The organism is Kitasatospora sp. NPDC028961 (genome assembly GCF_055564815.1).
This window is the reverse complement of sequence record NZ_JBVHVO010000002.1, coordinates 706618-722288: the sequence shown is the minus strand read 5'-3', so window position 1 is coordinate 722288 and position 15671 is coordinate 706618. Positions and strand designations below refer to the sequence as shown.

At 74.7% G+C, this 15671-nt stretch carries 17 protein-coding genes; 6 read left to right on the top strand and 11 right to left on the bottom strand.

What is annotated here, in order from left to right; genetic code table 11:
• Nucleotides 1-50: 50 nt before the first annotated feature.
• Together ACZ4UX_RS07365 and ACZ4UX_RS07360 are read right to left on the bottom strand one after the other, a co-directional pair.
• On the bottom strand, nt 51-866 hold the full coding sequence (locus ACZ4UX_RS07365; RefSeq protein WP_465705944.1) for a GNAT family N-acetyltransferase: 816 nt from the start codon (nt 864-866) through the stop codon (nt 51-53).
• 116 nt (nt 867-982) lie between these two features.
• The gene (locus tag ACZ4UX_RS07360) at nt 983-1738 is read right to left on the bottom strand and encodes a putative protein N(5)-glutamine methyltransferase (protein ID WP_329485791.1); all 756 of its coding nucleotides are present in this window, start codon (nt 1736-1738) and stop codon (nt 983-985) included.
• Nucleotides 1739-2037: 299 nt separating this feature from the next.
• On the opposite strand from ACZ4UX_RS07360, the gene ACZ4UX_RS07355 reads away from it, so the two are divergent.
• The gene (locus ACZ4UX_RS07355; RefSeq protein ID WP_465705943.1) at nt 2038-2247 is read left to right on the top strand and encodes a hypothetical protein; all 210 of its coding nucleotides are present in this window, start codon (nt 2038-2040) and stop codon (nt 2245-2247) included.
• Between the two features lie 56 nt (nt 2248-2303).
• Here the strand turns inward: ACZ4UX_RS07355 and ligA are convergent, their stop codons facing one another.
• The 4 genes from ligA to ACZ4UX_RS07335 all read right to left on the bottom strand — a co-directional run bounded on the left by ligA (nt 2304) and on the right by ACZ4UX_RS07335 (nt 8051).
• A complete protein-coding gene (gene ligA, locus ACZ4UX_RS07350; protein WP_465705942.1) occupies nt 2304-4385 on the bottom strand; it encodes an NAD-dependent DNA ligase LigA in 2082 nt (693 codons plus the stop codon).
• 200 nt (nt 4386-4585) lie between these two features.
• The gene (locus ACZ4UX_RS07345; RefSeq protein WP_380382897.1) at nt 4586-5224 is read right to left on the bottom strand and encodes a ScbR family autoregulator-binding transcription factor; all 639 of its coding nucleotides are present in this window, start codon (nt 5222-5224) and stop codon (nt 4586-4588) included.
• A 457-nt stretch (nt 5225-5681) separates the two neighbouring features.
• Nucleotides 5682-6317, bottom strand: a complete 636-nt coding sequence (locus ACZ4UX_RS07340) for a ScbR family autoregulator-binding transcription factor (protein WP_465705941.1) — start codon at nt 6315-6317, stop codon at nt 5682-5684.
• Between the two features lie 216 nt (nt 6318-6533).
• The gene (locus tag ACZ4UX_RS07335; RefSeq protein ID WP_465705940.1) at nt 6534-8051 is read right to left on the bottom strand and encodes a tetratricopeptide repeat protein; all 1518 of its coding nucleotides are present in this window, start codon (nt 8049-8051) and stop codon (nt 6534-6536) included.
• A 455-nt stretch (nt 8052-8506) separates the two neighbouring features.
• On the opposite strand from ACZ4UX_RS07335, the gene ACZ4UX_RS07330 reads away from it, so the two are divergent.
• The 3 genes from ACZ4UX_RS07330 (at nt 8507) to ACZ4UX_RS07320 (ending at nt 10149) form a co-directional block, all read left to right on the top strand.
• Nucleotides 8507-9064 (top strand): YceI family protein, encoded by a 558-nt coding sequence (locus ACZ4UX_RS07330; RefSeq protein WP_465705939.1) that lies wholly within the window; start codon nt 8507-8509, stop codon nt 9062-9064.
• Nucleotides 9065-9229: 165 nt separating this feature from the next.
• Nucleotides 9230-9628, top strand: a complete 399-nt coding sequence (locus ACZ4UX_RS07325) for an ArsR/SmtB family transcription factor (protein WP_465705938.1) — start codon at nt 9230-9232, stop codon at nt 9626-9628.
• The gene (locus ACZ4UX_RS07320) at nt 9625-10149 is read left to right on the top strand and encodes an SRPBCC family protein (RefSeq protein WP_465705937.1); all 525 of its coding nucleotides are present in this window, start codon (nt 9625-9627) and stop codon (nt 10147-10149) included. The genes ACZ4UX_RS07325 and ACZ4UX_RS07320 overlap by 4 nt, the downstream gene beginning before the upstream one ends.
• Nucleotides 10150-10181: 32 nt before the next feature.
• Here ACZ4UX_RS07320 and ACZ4UX_RS07315 read toward each other — a convergent pair whose 3' ends face one another.
• Nucleotides 10182-10586, bottom strand: coding sequence for a RidA family protein (locus ACZ4UX_RS07315; RefSeq protein ID WP_465705936.1), 405 nt, complete (start codon nt 10584-10586; stop codon nt 10182-10184).
• 196 nt (nt 10587-10782) lie between these two features.
• Here ACZ4UX_RS07315 and ACZ4UX_RS07310 point away from each other — a divergent pair, with 196 nt between their 5' ends.
• Nucleotides 10783-11382, top strand: a complete 600-nt coding sequence (locus tag ACZ4UX_RS07310; RefSeq protein ID WP_465705935.1) for a C40 family peptidase — start codon at nt 10783-10785, stop codon at nt 11380-11382.
• A 36-nt stretch (nt 11383-11418) separates the two neighbouring features.
• Here ACZ4UX_RS07310 and ACZ4UX_RS07305 read toward each other — a convergent pair whose 3' ends face one another.
• Nucleotides 11419-11871: a MarR family winged helix-turn-helix transcriptional regulator gene (locus ACZ4UX_RS07305; RefSeq protein ID WP_465705934.1), complete on the bottom strand. Its 453-nt coding sequence runs from the start codon at nt 11869-11871 to the stop codon at nt 11419-11421.
• Between the two features lie 88 nt (nt 11872-11959).
• Between ACZ4UX_RS07305 and ACZ4UX_RS07300 the strand changes: the two genes are divergently transcribed.
• Nucleotides 11960-12367, top strand: a complete 408-nt coding sequence (locus ACZ4UX_RS07300) for a VOC family protein (protein ID WP_465705933.1) — start codon at nt 11960-11962, stop codon at nt 12365-12367.
• Between the two features lie 21 nt (nt 12368-12388).
• On the opposite strand, the gene thrS is transcribed toward ACZ4UX_RS07300, so the two are convergent.
• The 3 genes from thrS to ACZ4UX_RS07285 form a co-directional block, all read right to left on the bottom strand.
• On the bottom strand, nt 12389-13675 hold the full coding sequence (gene thrS, locus ACZ4UX_RS07295; RefSeq protein WP_465705984.1) for a threonine--tRNA ligase: 1287 nt from the start codon (nt 13673-13675) through the stop codon (nt 12389-12391).
• Between the two features lie 224 nt (nt 13676-13899).
• Entirely contained in the window at nt 13900-14622 is a 723-nt protein-coding gene (locus ACZ4UX_RS07290) for a leucine-rich repeat domain-containing protein (RefSeq protein ID WP_465705932.1), read from the bottom strand.
• Nucleotides 14623-14668: 46 nt separating this feature from the next.
• On the bottom strand, nt 14669-15505 hold the full coding sequence (locus ACZ4UX_RS07285) for a PhzF family phenazine biosynthesis protein (protein ID WP_465705931.1): 837 nt from the start codon (nt 15503-15505) through the stop codon (nt 14669-14671).
• Between the last annotated feature and the right edge of the window lie 166 nt (nt 15506-15671).

The window sequence follows — 15671 nt, the reverse complement described above, 5'->3', positions numbered from 1 at the left end:
CGAGGCGCGCGGTCAGCCCCGTCACCGTGGCCCGGCCCCGAGAGGCACGGTCAGCTCCGGGCCCGGTGCTCGTACTGGTAGGGCGTCATGGTGGTCAGGACGGCGAAGCCGAGCCGCTCCAGGATCGGGCGGCTCTGGTCGGAGGCGTCGACCCGCAGGTACTCGTAGCCGAGACCGGCGGCGATCCGGGCCCGGTGCGCCACCAGCGCGCGGTAGACGCCGCGGCCGCGCCAGGCCGCCAGCGTCCCGCCGCCCCAGAGCCCCGCGAAGCCCGTTCCGGGGTACAGCTCCATCCGGGACGCGCACACCGGAACCTCCCGGCCCTCGTGGTGGGCGATCGCGAGGTGCACCTTCAGGGTGTCCGGGCTCTCGGTGAGCTGGGCCAGGATGCGGCGGCCGAGCCGGGTGCCGTCGGTGCCGAAGGCCTCCTCGTGGACGGCGACCACCTGGGCCACGCCCGCCTCGTCGGTGACCTCGCGCAGCTCGATGCCGGCCGGCTCCGCCGTGTCCGCCATCCGGCGGGTGAGGTCGCCGAGCTCGGCGACCATCAGGGTCTCCGGCTCCTCCGGGGTGAAGCCGGCGGCGGTGAGGCGCTCGCCGAGGTCGGCCGGGCGGTCGTGGCCGTACACGGTCCACTCGAAGTCCTGGCCGAGACCGGCGTAGTGGCGGACCTGCTCGGCGATCACGGCGTCGGCGACGGTGGGATCGAGGTCGGACCAGACGATGCCGTTCCAGACGCTTTCGGGACCGCTCTGGCGCACGATCCCCGGGGACTGCTCGATGCGCGCGGCCGGGGTCTCGCTCGAGATGCCTCGGCGCATCCGGGAGTCGACGAGGGCCAGCAAGGTGTCGTGATCGGTAGTCATCCGGGCACTCCATCATCCCGGTGAGCTGCGGGGCAATCGGAATTCCGGTGGGTGGCCGGTGGACGGTGGACGGCCGGGGTCGGCTCTCCTCGCCCCGGCCGCCCGGTCGCCCTCGGTCAGCGCCGGGCCGCGGTCACCACGGTCGCGTCGCGGTCCTCGCACGAGGCGACCGCGCCGTCCAGCCCGGCCGCGCCGACCACGGCGAGGGCCGCGGGCACCTGGCGCTCACTGGTCTCGAAGAACAGCGCCCCGCCCGGGGCCAGCCAGTGCGGCGCCTCCCCCGCCACCCGGCGCAGCACGTCCAGCCCGTCCGCGCCGCCGTCCAGGGCCGGGCGCGCCTCGTGCACCCGGGCCTCGGCGGGGAGCAGCGCGATGTCGGCGGTCGGTACGTAGGGCACGTTCGCCAGCAACACGTCGACCCGGCCGCGTAGTTCGACGGGCAGCGGATCGAACAGGTCGCCCTCGAACACCCGGCCGCCGGCGCCCGCCAGGTTGCGGCGGGCGCACCGGACGGCGGCCGCGTCGACGTCCGCCGCGTACACCTCGACCGGGTGGGCGGCCGCCGCCGCGAGGGCGGCGGCCAGCGCGCCGCTCCCGCAGCAGAGGTCCACCACCAGGGCGTGGGCGGGCGTCAGCCCGAGCGCCGTCTCGACCAGGAACTCGCTGCGGCGCCGGGGCACGAAGACGCCCGCGTCGACGGCGATCCGCAGACCCCCGAACTCCGCCCAGCCGACCACGTGCTCCAGCGGGCGGCCCTGGGCGCGGGAGCGGACCATCGCCGCGAGTTCGGCGGGAGTGGCGGCGGCGTCGAGCAGGATGCGCGCCTCGTCCTCGGCGAAGACGCAGCCGGCCGCCCGGAGGCGGGAGGTCACCGAGGAACGCAACAGTGCGGAAGAGAAGACAGACAACAGAAGAACCCCATCAAAGACACAGGCGAAAGATCAATCCGCCAGGACTCCCCGAGAGGGACCGCCGCCGAACCGGCAGAGCGCCACTACGCGCTCGGTGCCACGTCTTCACAGCTGTTCCCGGGGAGCACCCGCTCCGTCGTACCGGTAATGGGTCTCACCTCCCGAGGTCGTGGTTCTGTTCGGCGCCGCCACCCTACCGCACGCTCCGCACCCGGAAGGCATCGTGGCGAGGGGCCCTCACCCGGTGGCATCCAGGTCCGATGCGCTCCTCCGCCGCACCCGACAAGCCGCCGTTCGACGCCGTGCAGTGCGACATCGACGGCGTGGTCCGCTTCTTCGACCACCACGAGGTGACCCGCCTCGAACACGCCGCCGGGCTGGGGATGACGGGGCTGCTCCACCGCGAGCCCGAGGACCTGCGCCGGGCGCTCGCCCCGCTGTTCGACGGCCCGCGCGCCCCGGGCCGGTAGACCGTCGGCCGGGGCGCGGGCCTCGGGCCTCGGGCCTCGGGCGGGGTGACCGGGCCTCAGGCGAGGTGGTCGGCGACCAGGGTGGCGAACTCCTCCGGGGTGAGGATCCGGATGCCGAGCTCCTCCGCCTTGGCCCGCTTGGAACCGGCCTTCTCCCCCGCGACCAGCAGGGTGGTCCGCTTGGAGACGGACGAGGAGGCCTTGCCGCCGGCCCGCTCGATCAACTCGTTGACCGCGTTGCGCGAGAGCTCGGCCAGCGGACCGGTCATGGCTCCGGTGACGACGACGCTCTCACCGGTCAGCGGGCCGGCCACCGCACCGCCGGCCTCCGCACCGCCCGCCGCCTCCCCCTCCGCGCCGTCGGCGGACGCGACGGGCGCGGTCGGGGTGGTGACGGCGGTGCCCACCCCCAGGGCGGCCAGCCGGTCCAACAGCGGTGACACCCCGGCGAGTTCGGAGACGATGACGGCGGCCTTCTCGGCGCCGATGCCGTCCACCCCGGCCAGCGCCTCGGCGTCGGCGGCGCGGATCGCCGCCATACTGCCGAAGTGTGCGGCGATCCGGCGCGACATCGTCCGCCCCGTGCCGCGGATCCCGAGCGCGCAGAACACCCGGTTGAGCGGCTGGGTGCGGGCGGTCTCGATGGCGGCGAGCAGGTTGTCGGCGCTGGTGTCGCCCATCCGCTCCAGGGTGAGCAGCTGCTCCTTGGTGAGCGTGAAGAGGTCGGCGAGATCGGCGACCAGCCCCGCCTCGACGAGCTGGACGGCGCGGGTGCCGCCGAGGCCCTCCACGTCGAGCTGGTCGCGCCCGGCGGCGTAGATGATCGAGGCGACGGCCTGGCAGGCCCGGCCGCGCACGCAGCGCCAGCGCTGCTCGGTGGTGTCGATGGCGTCACCGCAGCGCGGGCAGGTCTCGGGGAAGGCGATCGGCTGCTCGGCGCCGGTGCGCTGGTCCACCAGGGGGGCCTCGACGCGCGGGATGACGTCGCCCGCCCGGTAGACGAACACCTGGTCGCCGATCATCAGACCCCGGCGCTCGATGTCGGCCGGGTTGTGCAGGGTGGCGTAGGTGACGGTGACACCGTCGATGACCACCGGCTCCAGGACGGCGCGCGGCGCGATGATGCCCGTCCGGCCGACGTTCCACTCCACTCCCAGCAGCCGGGTGACCTTGTGCTGGGCCTGCAGCTTGCGGGCCACCGCCCAGCGCGGGGCGCGCGAGCCGGAGCCGGCCTGCTCCTGGTCGGCGGCGGAGTCCGCCTTGACCACGACGCCGTCGATGCCGAACGGCAGGGCGGCGCGCAGCGCGGCGATCTCGTCCACGCGCTGCCCGACCTCCTCGATCGTGGCGCAGCGCTGCGGGCGGGCCGCCGTGCTGGCGGCGGTGTTGGCGCCGAGAGCGGCGAGGCGCTCCAGCAGCTCGCCGTGCCCGAGGTCGGGCAGCCCGATGGCGCCGTAGGCGAAGAAGGTGAGCTCGACGCGGTAGGCGCGGTCCTTGGCCCGCAGGGTGCCGGCCGCGCCGCTGCGGGGGTGCGCGAACGGGGTGGCGCCGTGCTCGGTGCGGACGGCGTTGGCGTGGTCGAACTGCTCCTGGGTGAGCAGGACTTCGCCGCGCAGCTCGATGTCCAGGGGTTCGCCGAGCCGGGCGGGCAGGCCGAGCACCGCGTCGGCGGCGTGGGTGATGTCCTCGCCCGCGAGGCCGTCGCCGCGGGTCAGCACCTGGGTGAGGCGGCCTGCCCGGTAGCGGGCCGCGATCGCCAGGCCGTCCAGCTTCGGCTCGACGCACCAGCCGGCCACCGGCCGGCCCAGCCTGCGCTCCAGACCCTCGGCCCAGGACGCCAGCTCCTCGGCGGAGAACACGTTGTCGAGCGAGAGCATCGGCACCGAGTGCGGGACGTCCCCGACGACCGCGCCGCCGGCCACCTTGCCGGTCGGGGAGTCGGGGAGCACCTCCTGCGGGTGCTCGCGCTCGTACGCCTCGATGGCGCGCACCAGGGCGTCGTACTCGTCGTCGCCGAGCGGGGTGGCGCCGTCGGCGTAGTACGCCGCGGCGGCCCGCACCGCCGTGGAGACGGCGTCGGCGTAGGCGTCCGGGGAGGCCAGGGCAGCGGGAGAGGCCATGGTGGCTGCGTCCTTCATACCGCCATCATGGCTCCCGGTACTGACATGCGACCGCTGAGCCGTTCGACCGCGGGGCCGTTCGACCGCAGGGCCGTTCGACCGCCGGGCGCGGGTGTCTCCGGACGGCCGGGGCTGGCAGGCCGCCCCACCGGCCCGCGGACCGTCGGCCTTTCCGTCCCCGGCGACCGGGGTCGGGACGGCGTCCGCCGCGACCGGGGTCAGCCGGCCGGCGGCGCCGCGGTCCGGTAGGAGTCGACCGCCTCCGGGAGGACGAGGCAGGGCAGCAGCCAGTCCCAGAACGCCTGCAGCCGGCCGGCCAGCTCCTCCCGGCCGCGCGCCGCGCCGCCCAGCACCTCCAGTCCGCACGCGGCGGCCACCAGCAGGGACTCCGGACCGACCCCGCCCGCGCGTTCGCGCAGCTCACCCGCCCGGCGCGCGCCCGCCAGCAGCTCCCGGACGGCGCCCGCCCAGACGCCCTGGAAGCCGCGGACCCCGGCGACCGGCCCGTCCTCGCCCTGCCAGGCCCCGTCCTCGCGGCCCAGCCGGAACGCCGCCCGGACCACCGGATCCGACTCCAGCGAGGCCACCAGCCAGTAGCCCGCGTCGATCAGTGCCTGGACGGACGTGGATTCCGTCCGCAGCGCGCAGCAGGCCTCCCGCAGCGCCCGCTCGGCGTGCTCCACCACGGCCCGCGCCAGCTCCTCCTTCGAGCTGAAGTGGAAGTAGAGCGCGCCCTTCGTCACCCCCGCCGCCGAGGCGATGTCCGCGAGCGTCGCGCCCGCGTAGCCGGACCGGTCGAACAGCTCCGCTCCCGCCGCGACCAGACGCCCGCGCGTCCGCTCCGATCTCTCCTGCACCAACCGGCCCTCCATTCCGCCCGCCCGCACCACGCCGGGACCGACCCGGCGACCGCCGCCGTCCGTCACCCGTTCCGCGGGAGCCGGCCAGGTCCGCGCCGGACCGTCGTCGCGCCGCCGGTGGGACGTCCCCGCCCCACCGCGACACCCCGGCCGACCGCCACCGGTCGCCCGAACTCCCGCGCGTCGACGATGCCGTGACTGATGGTCACCGGGTAACCCCTCCGGTGATCTGCCGACGCATCCTTGGCACATTGGTTTGCCCGGGCGGCCGGGCGGCCGACCGGCCGGAGGGTGGGCACGGCCGTGGCGGCCCCGCGTCCGGCCGCGCGCCGGACCGGCGTCGACCCCGCCGCACCGGACGGCGCAAGAAACGGGACGAGCGGTTTGTCAGCCACCAAACCGGACGCGCTGTACGGTTCGGCGTGACACGGGCAGGGCCCCGGCGGACGGGTTTTCAGCAGGCCGCGGCCGCGCGGGCGGCGGCGACCTCGGCGACCACCCTGGCGCCCCGGTCGGCATCCATCTCCAGGGAGGCCAGCACCCCGGGCACGGCCACGCTCGGCAGCAGGTGCTGGAAGAGGCCCGCGACGCGTCGCTCCAGGTCCGCGCGACCGGTGAGCTTCTGCGACTGGACCTGCACACCCGCCCAGGCCGCCGTCACCAGCCAGGCGGTGTCGGCCGGCACCACGTGCGGGAGCAGTTCGCCGCGCTCCCCCGCCGCCGTCAGCAGCGCCTCGAACCGGGAGATCCACCCGGGGACGGCGCCCCCGCCCAGGTCCCCGAGGCCGTCCTGGCCCAGCGACAGCCGAGCGCCCGCGCTCAGCACCGTGTCACGCGGCAGCAGATGGGCCACCACCATGCCGGTGTCGACGAACTCCTGAAGTCTGCAAGCGCGTTCGGGCACGGAGTCGTGGGCGAACTGCTCCTCCACCACCCCCTGGGCGAGGTCCCGCTTGGACGCGAAGTGGAAGTAGACCGCTCCCCGGGTGACGCCGGCGCGGGCCACCACCTCACCGATCGTCGCCGCCTCGTACCCGCACTCGTCGAAGACCGATGCCGCCGCCTCCAGAATCAGCCGGCGCGTCCGCACCGCCCGCTCCTGCCGCACCACACGACCACCCCGCCCACCGCACCGATCGAACAAAACCAGACAGCCCGTATCTTAACCGGCAGGCAATCCCGTACCGAACCTGCGGTTTTCTCCGGCCCGGCGGCCGCTTCGGGGCCAGGAAACCGACCGTGCGGTATATCGGGAGGTCTACGGCGCGCTCCTGGCCCACCGCGAGGCGTCGGGATCCCGCCGGAGCTAGGGGAACGGCGTGGCGGGAGCCGCGTTCAGGGCGTCGTCGACCCGCTTCCAGAAGGCCCGGAAGTCCCCGGGAGCCGCCCGGTCGGCGGCGTACTGGGCGGAGTGCGCCTTCAGCGCCTCCAGGTACTCCGGAGTGAGGATGACCGAGAACTCCCATCGGTCGGGCCCGCTGTAGGCCGGGACGGCACGGTTGCGCGCCTGGGCCAGTTCGTCCGAGATCATCCGGAGGTCGAGCAGGTACTCGGCGAACCGCTCCCCCTCGGGCGGGGCCGCCCGCAGCCGCTCGGCGAGCCGGTCGAGCAGCGCCTTCATCCGGTCGTAGTCGTGATAGTCCAGCTCGACGAGGTAGGTGAACTCCCTTGTCTCCACCCGGTTCTCGCGCACCTTCTGACACCAGACCGGGGCCAGCTCCCGGGCGGACGGGGCCGAGCGCGGATGCCTGCGCAGGAGGGTGGCCAGTGCCCTGAGGTTCCCGTCCCCGATGTTCCCCTGGTACTCACGGGCGACGGCCGGGAGGGTGACCCGGGTGGGCTGCAGGGTGCTGAAGTGCGCCAGCACGACGCCGTGTTCCTGCTCGTCCAGCGTTCCCCACTCACCGTGCGGGCCGCCGCACGCGTCCGCGAGTGCGGACAGACAGGCCGCGACGGCCATCGCCTCGCTGCCCCGCCACTCCCGCTCCAGCCACTGCTCGAAAGCCGACCCGTTGTTCACCGGCTGCCCTCCCTGTCGGTCCTGTCGATCGGTGCTCCGCGGTTCCCCGTCGTCGAAACGCCTGCGGCCGGCCAGCGCGCCGAGCCCGAGCGTGAGTCGCTTCTGCAGGCCGTCGTACCGGGACCGGGCGATCTGGTGACCGGCGTCGGCCGCCTTCTCGTACCAGCGCAGCGCTTCGCTCGGGTTGCCGAGCCGCTCCTCGTAGAGGGTCCCCAGGAAGAGCGCGCCGAACGCGCTGCCGAGCTGCGCGGACCTCCGGTACCAGTGCATGGCCAGCTCGGCGTCGGCGGCCGACGGCTCCTCCGGCAGCTCCCCGCGCAGCCTGGCCCGCATCCGGCCCTCGACGATCAGCCCCAACCGGGCCATCGCGTCGGCGTTCCCGGCCCCGGCGGCCAGCCGGTGGAGCTGCTCGATCCTCGGCAGGTTCTGCGTCCCGTCCCCGCCGCTCCACTCCAACTCCAGGAGGCAGGCGGCTTCGTAGGCCTCCCGGGCCTGCTCCTCGGTGAGCAGCCCTTCCGGCAGGGCGAACGGGTCGGGCGGCGGTGGCAGTCGCGGCGCGGTCGGGAGGCCGCCCGGGAACGTGACGTGGTAGTGGACCCCGCCCGTGACGAGGCCGGCCTGGACCACCGACATCGACACCGCCGTCCCGACGGAGAGTTCGTTGCGGACCACGCCCGGCATGTCCGGCGTGGCAGCGTCCGCCACGTCCGGCGGCACGTCCGGCACATCCGACGCATCCGGCCCGGCGACGCCCGGCGCGGACGGCGCGGCGCGGTCCGCGCGGTGCTCCGCGGCCTCGTCCAAGAGGTCACCCCACTCGCTGCGCGTCCGGACGGCGTCGCCGGTGCCACCGGCCGGCGACGGGGCCGGACGGACCGGTCGACAGCGCCGGTGCAGGGATGCTACCCGCGTCAACCACGGTGCGGGACACGCGTTCTGGCCAATCTGACGGCGCACGGCAGGGCACGGCACCCTGCTCCCCCGCGCGACCTCCAGGAGCCGCCGGACCGATTCGGAGTGAGCCGCCGGACCCACCCGTAGTGAGCCGCCGCACCGGCCCGGAGTTCGGCGTCGGGCACCCCCGGGCCCTCCGGGCCGGTCCGCCCGTCCGGGTGAACAGCGCATGCGGCACCGGGGCGGAACGCCTAGCGTGGCCCGGGGCACCCCGCCCGGCCCGCCGCCCTCCCCGGACGGGCGCGACCGGGGCCGCGGGGCTCCGACCCTCCGGCTCCGCCCCCCGTTCCCCTCAGGAGATCCCCGTGACCACGACGACCCCGCTGTCCGATCTCACCGGCGACTACGTCCTGGACCCGGCGCACACCCGGATCGGCTTCGTGGCCCGCCACGCCATGGTGACGAAGGTGCGCGGCGCGTTCCACACCTTCGAAGGCAGCGCCCACCTCGACGGCACCGACCCGAGCCGCTCCACCGCCCGGGTGTCGATCAGCACCGAGAGCATCGACACCGGCAACGAGCAGCGCGACGGGCACCTGCGCACCAACGACTTCCTCGACGCCCCGAACCACCCGAGGATCACCTTCACCTCGACGGGCGTCGAGCAGCTGAACAGCGCCGAGTACCGGGTCAGCGGCGATCTGACCATCAAGGAGACCACTCGCCCGATCACCATCGACTTCGAGTACACGGGCAACGCCCGGGACCCCTACGGCAACCTCCGGGTCGGCCTGGAGGGATCGGTCGCCATCAGCCGCAAGGACTACGGCATCACCTGGAACGCCGCCCTCGAAGGCGGCGGCGTCCTGGTCGGCGACAAGGTGGTGCTGGAGTTCGACATCTCGGCGATCAAGCAGGAGTGACCCGGCCCGGGTGTACCCGAGGGCCTGTGGCGGAGACCGCCACAGGCCCTCGGCGCGTTCCGGGGCGCGCCGCGCGGTTACTCAACCTATTGGTTGAACAAGCGCGCGGCGAGGAGTAGCCTCGTACTCAACCAAACGGTTGCAAAGAGAGGCAGAGGTGCGCTGATGGCCACCGATCCGCTGTCCAGGGCGTTCGTCGCCCTGGCCGACCCGACCCGGCGCGACATCGTCGCCCGGCTCTCCGTCCGCGACGCCGGGGTCGGCGAACTCGCGGAGGCCTACGCCATGTCGATGCAGGCCGTCTCCAAGCACCTCAAGGTGCTGGAGGAGGCGGGGCTGGTGAGCCGCAGTCGCGACGCCCAGCGCCGGCCGTGCCACCTGGAGCCCCAGGTGCTCGATCTGATGACGGTCTGGATCGAGCGGTACCGCCGGCAGGCCGAGGAGCGGTTCGGTCGGCTGGACGCCGTCCTCGCCGCCATGGAGGACGGCGACGCGCCCGGAGCGGCCGTCCCGGCTCCGGAATCCCCCGAAGAGCACGAAGAGCACGAAGGAGCAGCGTCATGACCTCCAGCGACGACCGCCGGACCACGATCGAGGCGGACCCGGCACTCCCCGTCATCCGCATCGTCCGCGAGTTCGACGCCCCACCGGCCCGGGTGTTCCGCGCCTGGACCGAGCCCGAGCTGGTGGCGCGGTGGCTCGGCCCCAGGGACCGGGTCATGAAGATCGACACCTGGGACGCCCGCACCGGCGGCAGCTACCGCTACTCCGCTCTGGCCGGGGACGGGGCCGGGGACGGGGCCGGGGTCGGGCCGGCGAGTGAGGTGATCGCCTCCTTCTACGGCTCGTTCCACGAAGTCCGCCGGGACAGCCGGCTCGTCCAGACCTTCACCTTCGAGGGCGTACCGGACGGCGTCTCGCTGGAGACCGTACTGTTCGAGCCGGTCGGCGAAGGCCGCACCCGGGTCAGCTCGCTCTCCCTCGTCGACAGCCTGGCCACCCGCGACGCGATCATGGCGAGCGGGATGGACCGCGGCGTGATCGAGGGGTACGAGCAGCTCGACGAGCTCCTCGCCGCCGGCTGACCCCGGCGCGCCGCCGCCACGGGGGCGGTCGCTCAGGACAGCACGGCGACGGCCTCGACCTCGACGAGCTGGTCGGTGTAGCCCAGGACGGTGACGCCGAGCAGGGTGCTGGGCACGTCGTGGCTCCCCAGGTAGGAGCGGTAGACCTCCCACGCCGTCACCAGGTCCTCCTGCCGGGAGGAGGCCACGTACACGGTGGTCCGGACGAGGTCGGTCAGGCCGGCGCCCTCGTCCTCCAGCACGGTGATCAGGTTGCGCATGACCTGGTGGGCCTGGGCCCCGACGTCGCCCGCCGCGACCGTCCGCCCTTCCGCGTCGAGCGGGCAGGCGCCCGCCAGCCAGAGCGAGCGCACCGGCGCGTCCACGGAGGCGGCGTAGGCGTAGTCCACCGCCTGGGTGAGCCGGTGGTTGCGGATCAGCCGGACCGTACCGCTCATGGGGGCTCCGAAGGTCGAACGGATGTCTGCTCCCCATCCTCGGCAGCCTCCTGATCGCCGGTCAAACCATTAACCACCGCCCGCTCCTCCCGCCGCGCCCCCGCGCCCCCGCACTCCGGGTTCACCGGTGCGGGTGATGGCGGGTCGCCCCGCCGGACGGCGATCCTGGTGCCCCACCGAACGAAGGGGTTCCGCGATGGTGCTTCGACTGCCCGGCCGCGGTGTCGGCCGCCGCCGGATCCTGGGGCTGGCCCTGGGCGCGAGCGCCGTACCCGTCCTCGCGACCGTCGCGGCCCGGGCGGCACCGGCCGCGGCGCCGCTGCCACCGGCCACCCTGGGCCGCCGGGTCGCCGAGGTGGCGGCCGCGCAGATCGGCGTGCCGTACGCCTGGGGCGGCGGCGACCGGCTGGGCGCGGGCATCGGGTTCTGCGACGAGGAGAACGGCTACCTCGACGGCCAGTGCCTCGGCGAGCACACCGTCGGCTTCGACTGCAGCGGGCTGTCCCTCTACAGCTGGTACCGGGCCAGCGGGGGCGCCGTCGACCTCGCCCACTACACCGTCGCGCAGTACCACCGCTCCGAGCCGGTCGCCCGGGCCGACCTGCTCCCCGGCGACCTGCTGTTCTTCTCGCGCGCGGACGCGCCGCTGCACCACGTCGGCGTCCACGCGGGCGACGGCGCGATGATCCACGCCGAACGCACCGGCACTCTGGTCACCCGTCTGCCCGGTGTCTTCGAAGACCCGCGCTGGGCGGCCGAGTTCGCCGGCGCCCGGCGCCCGCTGCCGCTCGGCTGAGCGAGCGGAAGCGACCGGGAGCCCGCCGGCCCGCTCTCAGAGCGCCCCCGGCAGGTCGTGGTGGACCCGGCGCAGCAGGTCGTGCAGGGCGCGGCGCTCCCGCGGGTCGAGCGGGGCGAGGATCTCGTCCTGCACCGCGCGGGCCTCGGCCTCCAGTTCGGCCAGGACCGCCCGGCCCGTCCCGGTGATGCTCACCGAGACGCGCCGGCGGTCCGCCGTGTCACGGATGCGCTCGACGCAGTCGGCGGCGGCCAGCCGGTCGGCGACCTTGGCCATGTCGCTGGGGTCCACGCCGAGCCGCCGGACCAGGTCGCGCTGGGCGTGCGGCCCGAAGTCGGCCAGTGCGGCGAGCACCGCCATGTCCCAGAGCCGCAGGCCGCGCCCGGCCAGCCGCTCGGCCAGCCGGCTCCGTGCGGCCCTGCCGGTCCGGGAGAGCAGGTAGGTGCTGAGGTCCAGCAGGGTGGGCGGGGTGGAGCTCTCGGGGATCACCCCATCAGTCTAGGGTCCGGCCCTATAGTGGGTCAGCACCTACTAATTGCGGTGGGCCGCCCGCCGCCCCGAGCCCAGGAGTCCCGACGTGGATGCCCTGTACACCCGCCTGCTCGTCTCCCGCTTCGCCGAGTGCTTCGCCTTCTACCGCGCCGTCCTGCCCCCGCTCACCGGCGCCGCCCTGGTCAAGGGCGAGGCGGCGGGCCCGTACGCCAACTGGGAGGCCGACGGCCGGACCGTGCTCGCGCTGTACGACCGCGCGATGATGGCCGCCGCCCTGGGCACCGAGGGGCTCCCGCCCCGCCCGCCGGCCGCCCAGGACTCCGCGATGCTGGCCGTCCGCGTCACCGACGTGGACGAGGCGCTCGCCCTCTGCCTCCGCCACGGCGCCCGTGTGGCGGCCGAAGCCACCGACCGCCCCGCGTGGGGCCCGACCCTGCGCACCGCCCACCTCCGCGACCCGGACGGCCACCTGATCGAGCTGCAGTCCTACTGACCGCCGCCCCCCGCGGGCCGGCTACTCCCCGGCCGGGGCGGGCTCCCACAGGTCGGGGCTGCCCGCCCCGACCAGGGACCGGATCCGGGCCAGGGCCTCGTCGGCCGGGATCGGGGCGAGCCGGCGGCCGTCGCGCAGGCGCAGGGCCACCTGGCCGTCGGCCGCCTCCTTCGGCCCGATCACCGCCTGGTACGGGACCAGCCGGGCCTCCCGGATCCGGGCGCCCAGGGTGCCGTGCTCGGGCCCGGCGACCTCGGCCCGCAGCCCCTGGTCGAGGCAGCGCTGCCGCAGTCGCCCGGCCTGGTCGGCCTCCCCCTCGGAGACCGGCAGCAGGACCAGCTGGGTGGGCGCCAGCCAGGCCGGGAACGCGCCGCCGTACAGCTCGATCAGATGGGCGACGACCCGCTCGACGCTGCCGATGACACTGCGGTGCACCATCACCGGGCGGTGCCTGGCCCCGTCGGCGCCGATGTAGTGCAGGCCGAACCGCTCCGGCTGGTGGAAGTCGATCTGCACGGTGGAGAGGGTGGATTCGCGACCGGCGCCGTCGGCGATCTGGACGTCGACCTTCGGTCCGTAGAACGCCGCCTCCCCCTCGGCCGCCTCGAAGGGCACGCCGGACCGCTCCAGCACCTCGGTCAGCAGCGCGGTGGCCCGCTCCCAGAGCGCCGGGTCGGCCACGTACTTCCCGCCCTCACCGGGCAGCGAGAGCCGGTAGCGGACGGGGCGGATCCCGAGCGCGCGGTGCGCCTCGCGGATCAGCTCCAGCGCGGCCACCGCCTCGTCGGCCGCCTGCTCGGGGGTGCAGAAGATGTGGGCGTCGTTCAGCTGGATCGCCCGGACCCGGGTGAGCCCGCCCAGCACGCCGGACGGTTCGGACCGGTACATCCCGCCCAGTTCGGCCATCCGCAACGGGAGATCGCGGTAACTGCGCGCCCGGGAGCGGTAGATGAGGGCGTGGTGCGGGCAGAGGCTGGGGCGCAGCACGACCTGTTCGGCGCCCAGGTCCATCGGCGGGAACATGTCGTCGCGGTAGTGCGACCAGTGGCCGGAGATCTCGTACAGCTCGCGCTTGCCGAGCACCGGCGAGTACACGTGGCGGTAACCGGCCCGCTGTTCGCACCCCCGGACGAACTCCTCGAGGGCGTGCCGGACGGCGGCGCCGTCGGGCAGCCAGTACGGCAGGCCGGCGCCCATCAGCGGGTCGGTGTCGAAGAGGTCGAGTTCACGGCCGAGGCGGCGGTGGTCGTGCATGGCGGCGGTCTCCACTCGGGTCTGCGGGGTGGCACCTGCGGGGGCTCTCCGCAGGCGGCGCTCCTGGGCCGAGTGGGCGGGAACGACGAAGCCCCGGGGCACTCGGCCCCGGGGCTTCGGACTAGGTCAGCAGTCAGCGCACCGGGACTCTCTCCGGCGTCGTCGTCAGGACGGCTGCAGCGCGCTTCATGCCTCCCACGGTAACAGGGCGGCGGCGCTCCCGGCGATCCGTTTCCGGTGCTCGCCCGCGCCCCGGAGCCGATCGGGAGCGGGCGCCCTCAGTACAGCACCGCGCAGCCCCGCTCGCCGAGGGCGGCGAGCAGCCGGGGCGGCGGTGTGACGTCGTTCCACCGCAGGTCGAGCTTCTCCAGGGCCGGCAACCCGGCCAGCCAGTGCGGCAGTTCGGTGATGCGGTTGCTCCGCAGGTCCACCCGGCGCAGCAGCGGCAGCCCGGCGAGCACCGGAGGGACCTCGGTGAGGGCGTTGTCCCGAAGGTCGAGCTCGCGCAGCGCGGCGAGTCCGGCGGCGGACGGCGGCAGAGCGGTCAACGCGTTGCCGCGCAGCCACAGTTCGCGCAGGGCGCCGAGCCGGCCGAGGGTGTCCGGCAGCCGGGTGAGCCGGTTGTGCTGGGCCCGCAGCTCCACGAGGGCGGTCATCCCACCGAGGGCGTCCGGCAGTTCGCCGATCCGGTTCTCGCCGACGTTGAGGTAGCGCAGGGCGCCGAGCCGGCCGAGGGCGTCCGGCAGCCGGGTGAGCGCGTTGTCGTGCAGGTAGAGGAAGTCGCGCAGTGCGGTGAGTTCGCCGAGTTCCTCCGGCACGGCGGTGAGCGCGTTGTGCCCGAGGTCGAGGGTCCGGAGACGGCGCAACCGTCCGATGGCGGGCGGCAGTTCGGTCAGGCCGGTCTCGGCCAGGATGAGGACGGTCAGGTCGGTGCGGTCCCAGACGGATTCCGGCACCGCACCGAGCGGCTGCCGCCAGAGGTTGAGGGTCAGGTCTGTCACCCGGGCATTCTCCGCCGGTGCGACGCCACGGCGAAGCCCGGGGCCGCTACGCGCCCGGGAGGTGGAGGGTCCCGTCGAGGACGGTGACGGCGGTGCCGGAGAGGTGGACGCGGTCGCCGTGGAGGGCCGTCCGGACCAGGCCGGTGCGGGCGGAGACCTGGAGGCCGGCGAGCTGGTCACGGCCCAGCCGGGCCGTCCAGTACGGGGCGAGCGCGGTGTGGGCGCTGCCGGTGACCGGGTCCTCCGGGATCCCTCGGGCCGGGGCGAAGAAGCGGGAGACGAAGTCGTACCCGGCGTCGCCGCGGGCCGCGGGCGCGGTGACGATGACGCCGCGCAGGTCGTCGCGGAGCGTCAGGGCGGCCAGCGCGTCGAGCCGGGGCGTCAGGTCGCGCACGGCGGCCTCGTCCGGCAGGACGGCCAGCAGGTCGCCGAGCCTGCCGGTGTGCCAGGTCGACTCGGGCTCGACGGTCAGCGCCTCGGCCAGCCCCTCGGGGACGGGGACCTCGGTGCCGGGCGCGGCCGGGAAGTCCAGGGTGACGCCGCCGGCCTCGTCGGTGTGGGTGACGAGGACCCCGTGGTACCGGCTGCGGAACCGCACCGTGCCGAGGATCCCCCGCTCGGTGCGGAGCGTGTGCGCCGTGGCCAGGGTGGCGTGCCCGCACAGGGTGGCCTCGACGGTGGGGGTGAACCACCGGATCGCCCAGTCGGCTTCGGCGCCGCCGGGCAGCGGCAGGGCGAACGCCGTCTCGGAGTGGTTCAGCTCGGCGGCCACCTGCCGCATCCAGGTGTCGTCCGGCCACTCCCCGGCGGGCAGCAGGCACACGCCGGCCGGGTTGCCGGCGAACGGACGGTCGGTGAAGGCGTCGACCACGTGAATGCGCATGGCGGGGACGATAGCGGTGGCCCCGGCGGGTCGCCATGGCCAATCGGAGGTGATTGGCCTGGTGGGGGGGGGGGGGGGGGGGGGGCCCCCCCACCCCCCCCCCCCCCCCCCCCCCCCCGCGCCCACGTGGGGCCCTTCTCCGCCTTTTTCCGATTTTCATCCCCAC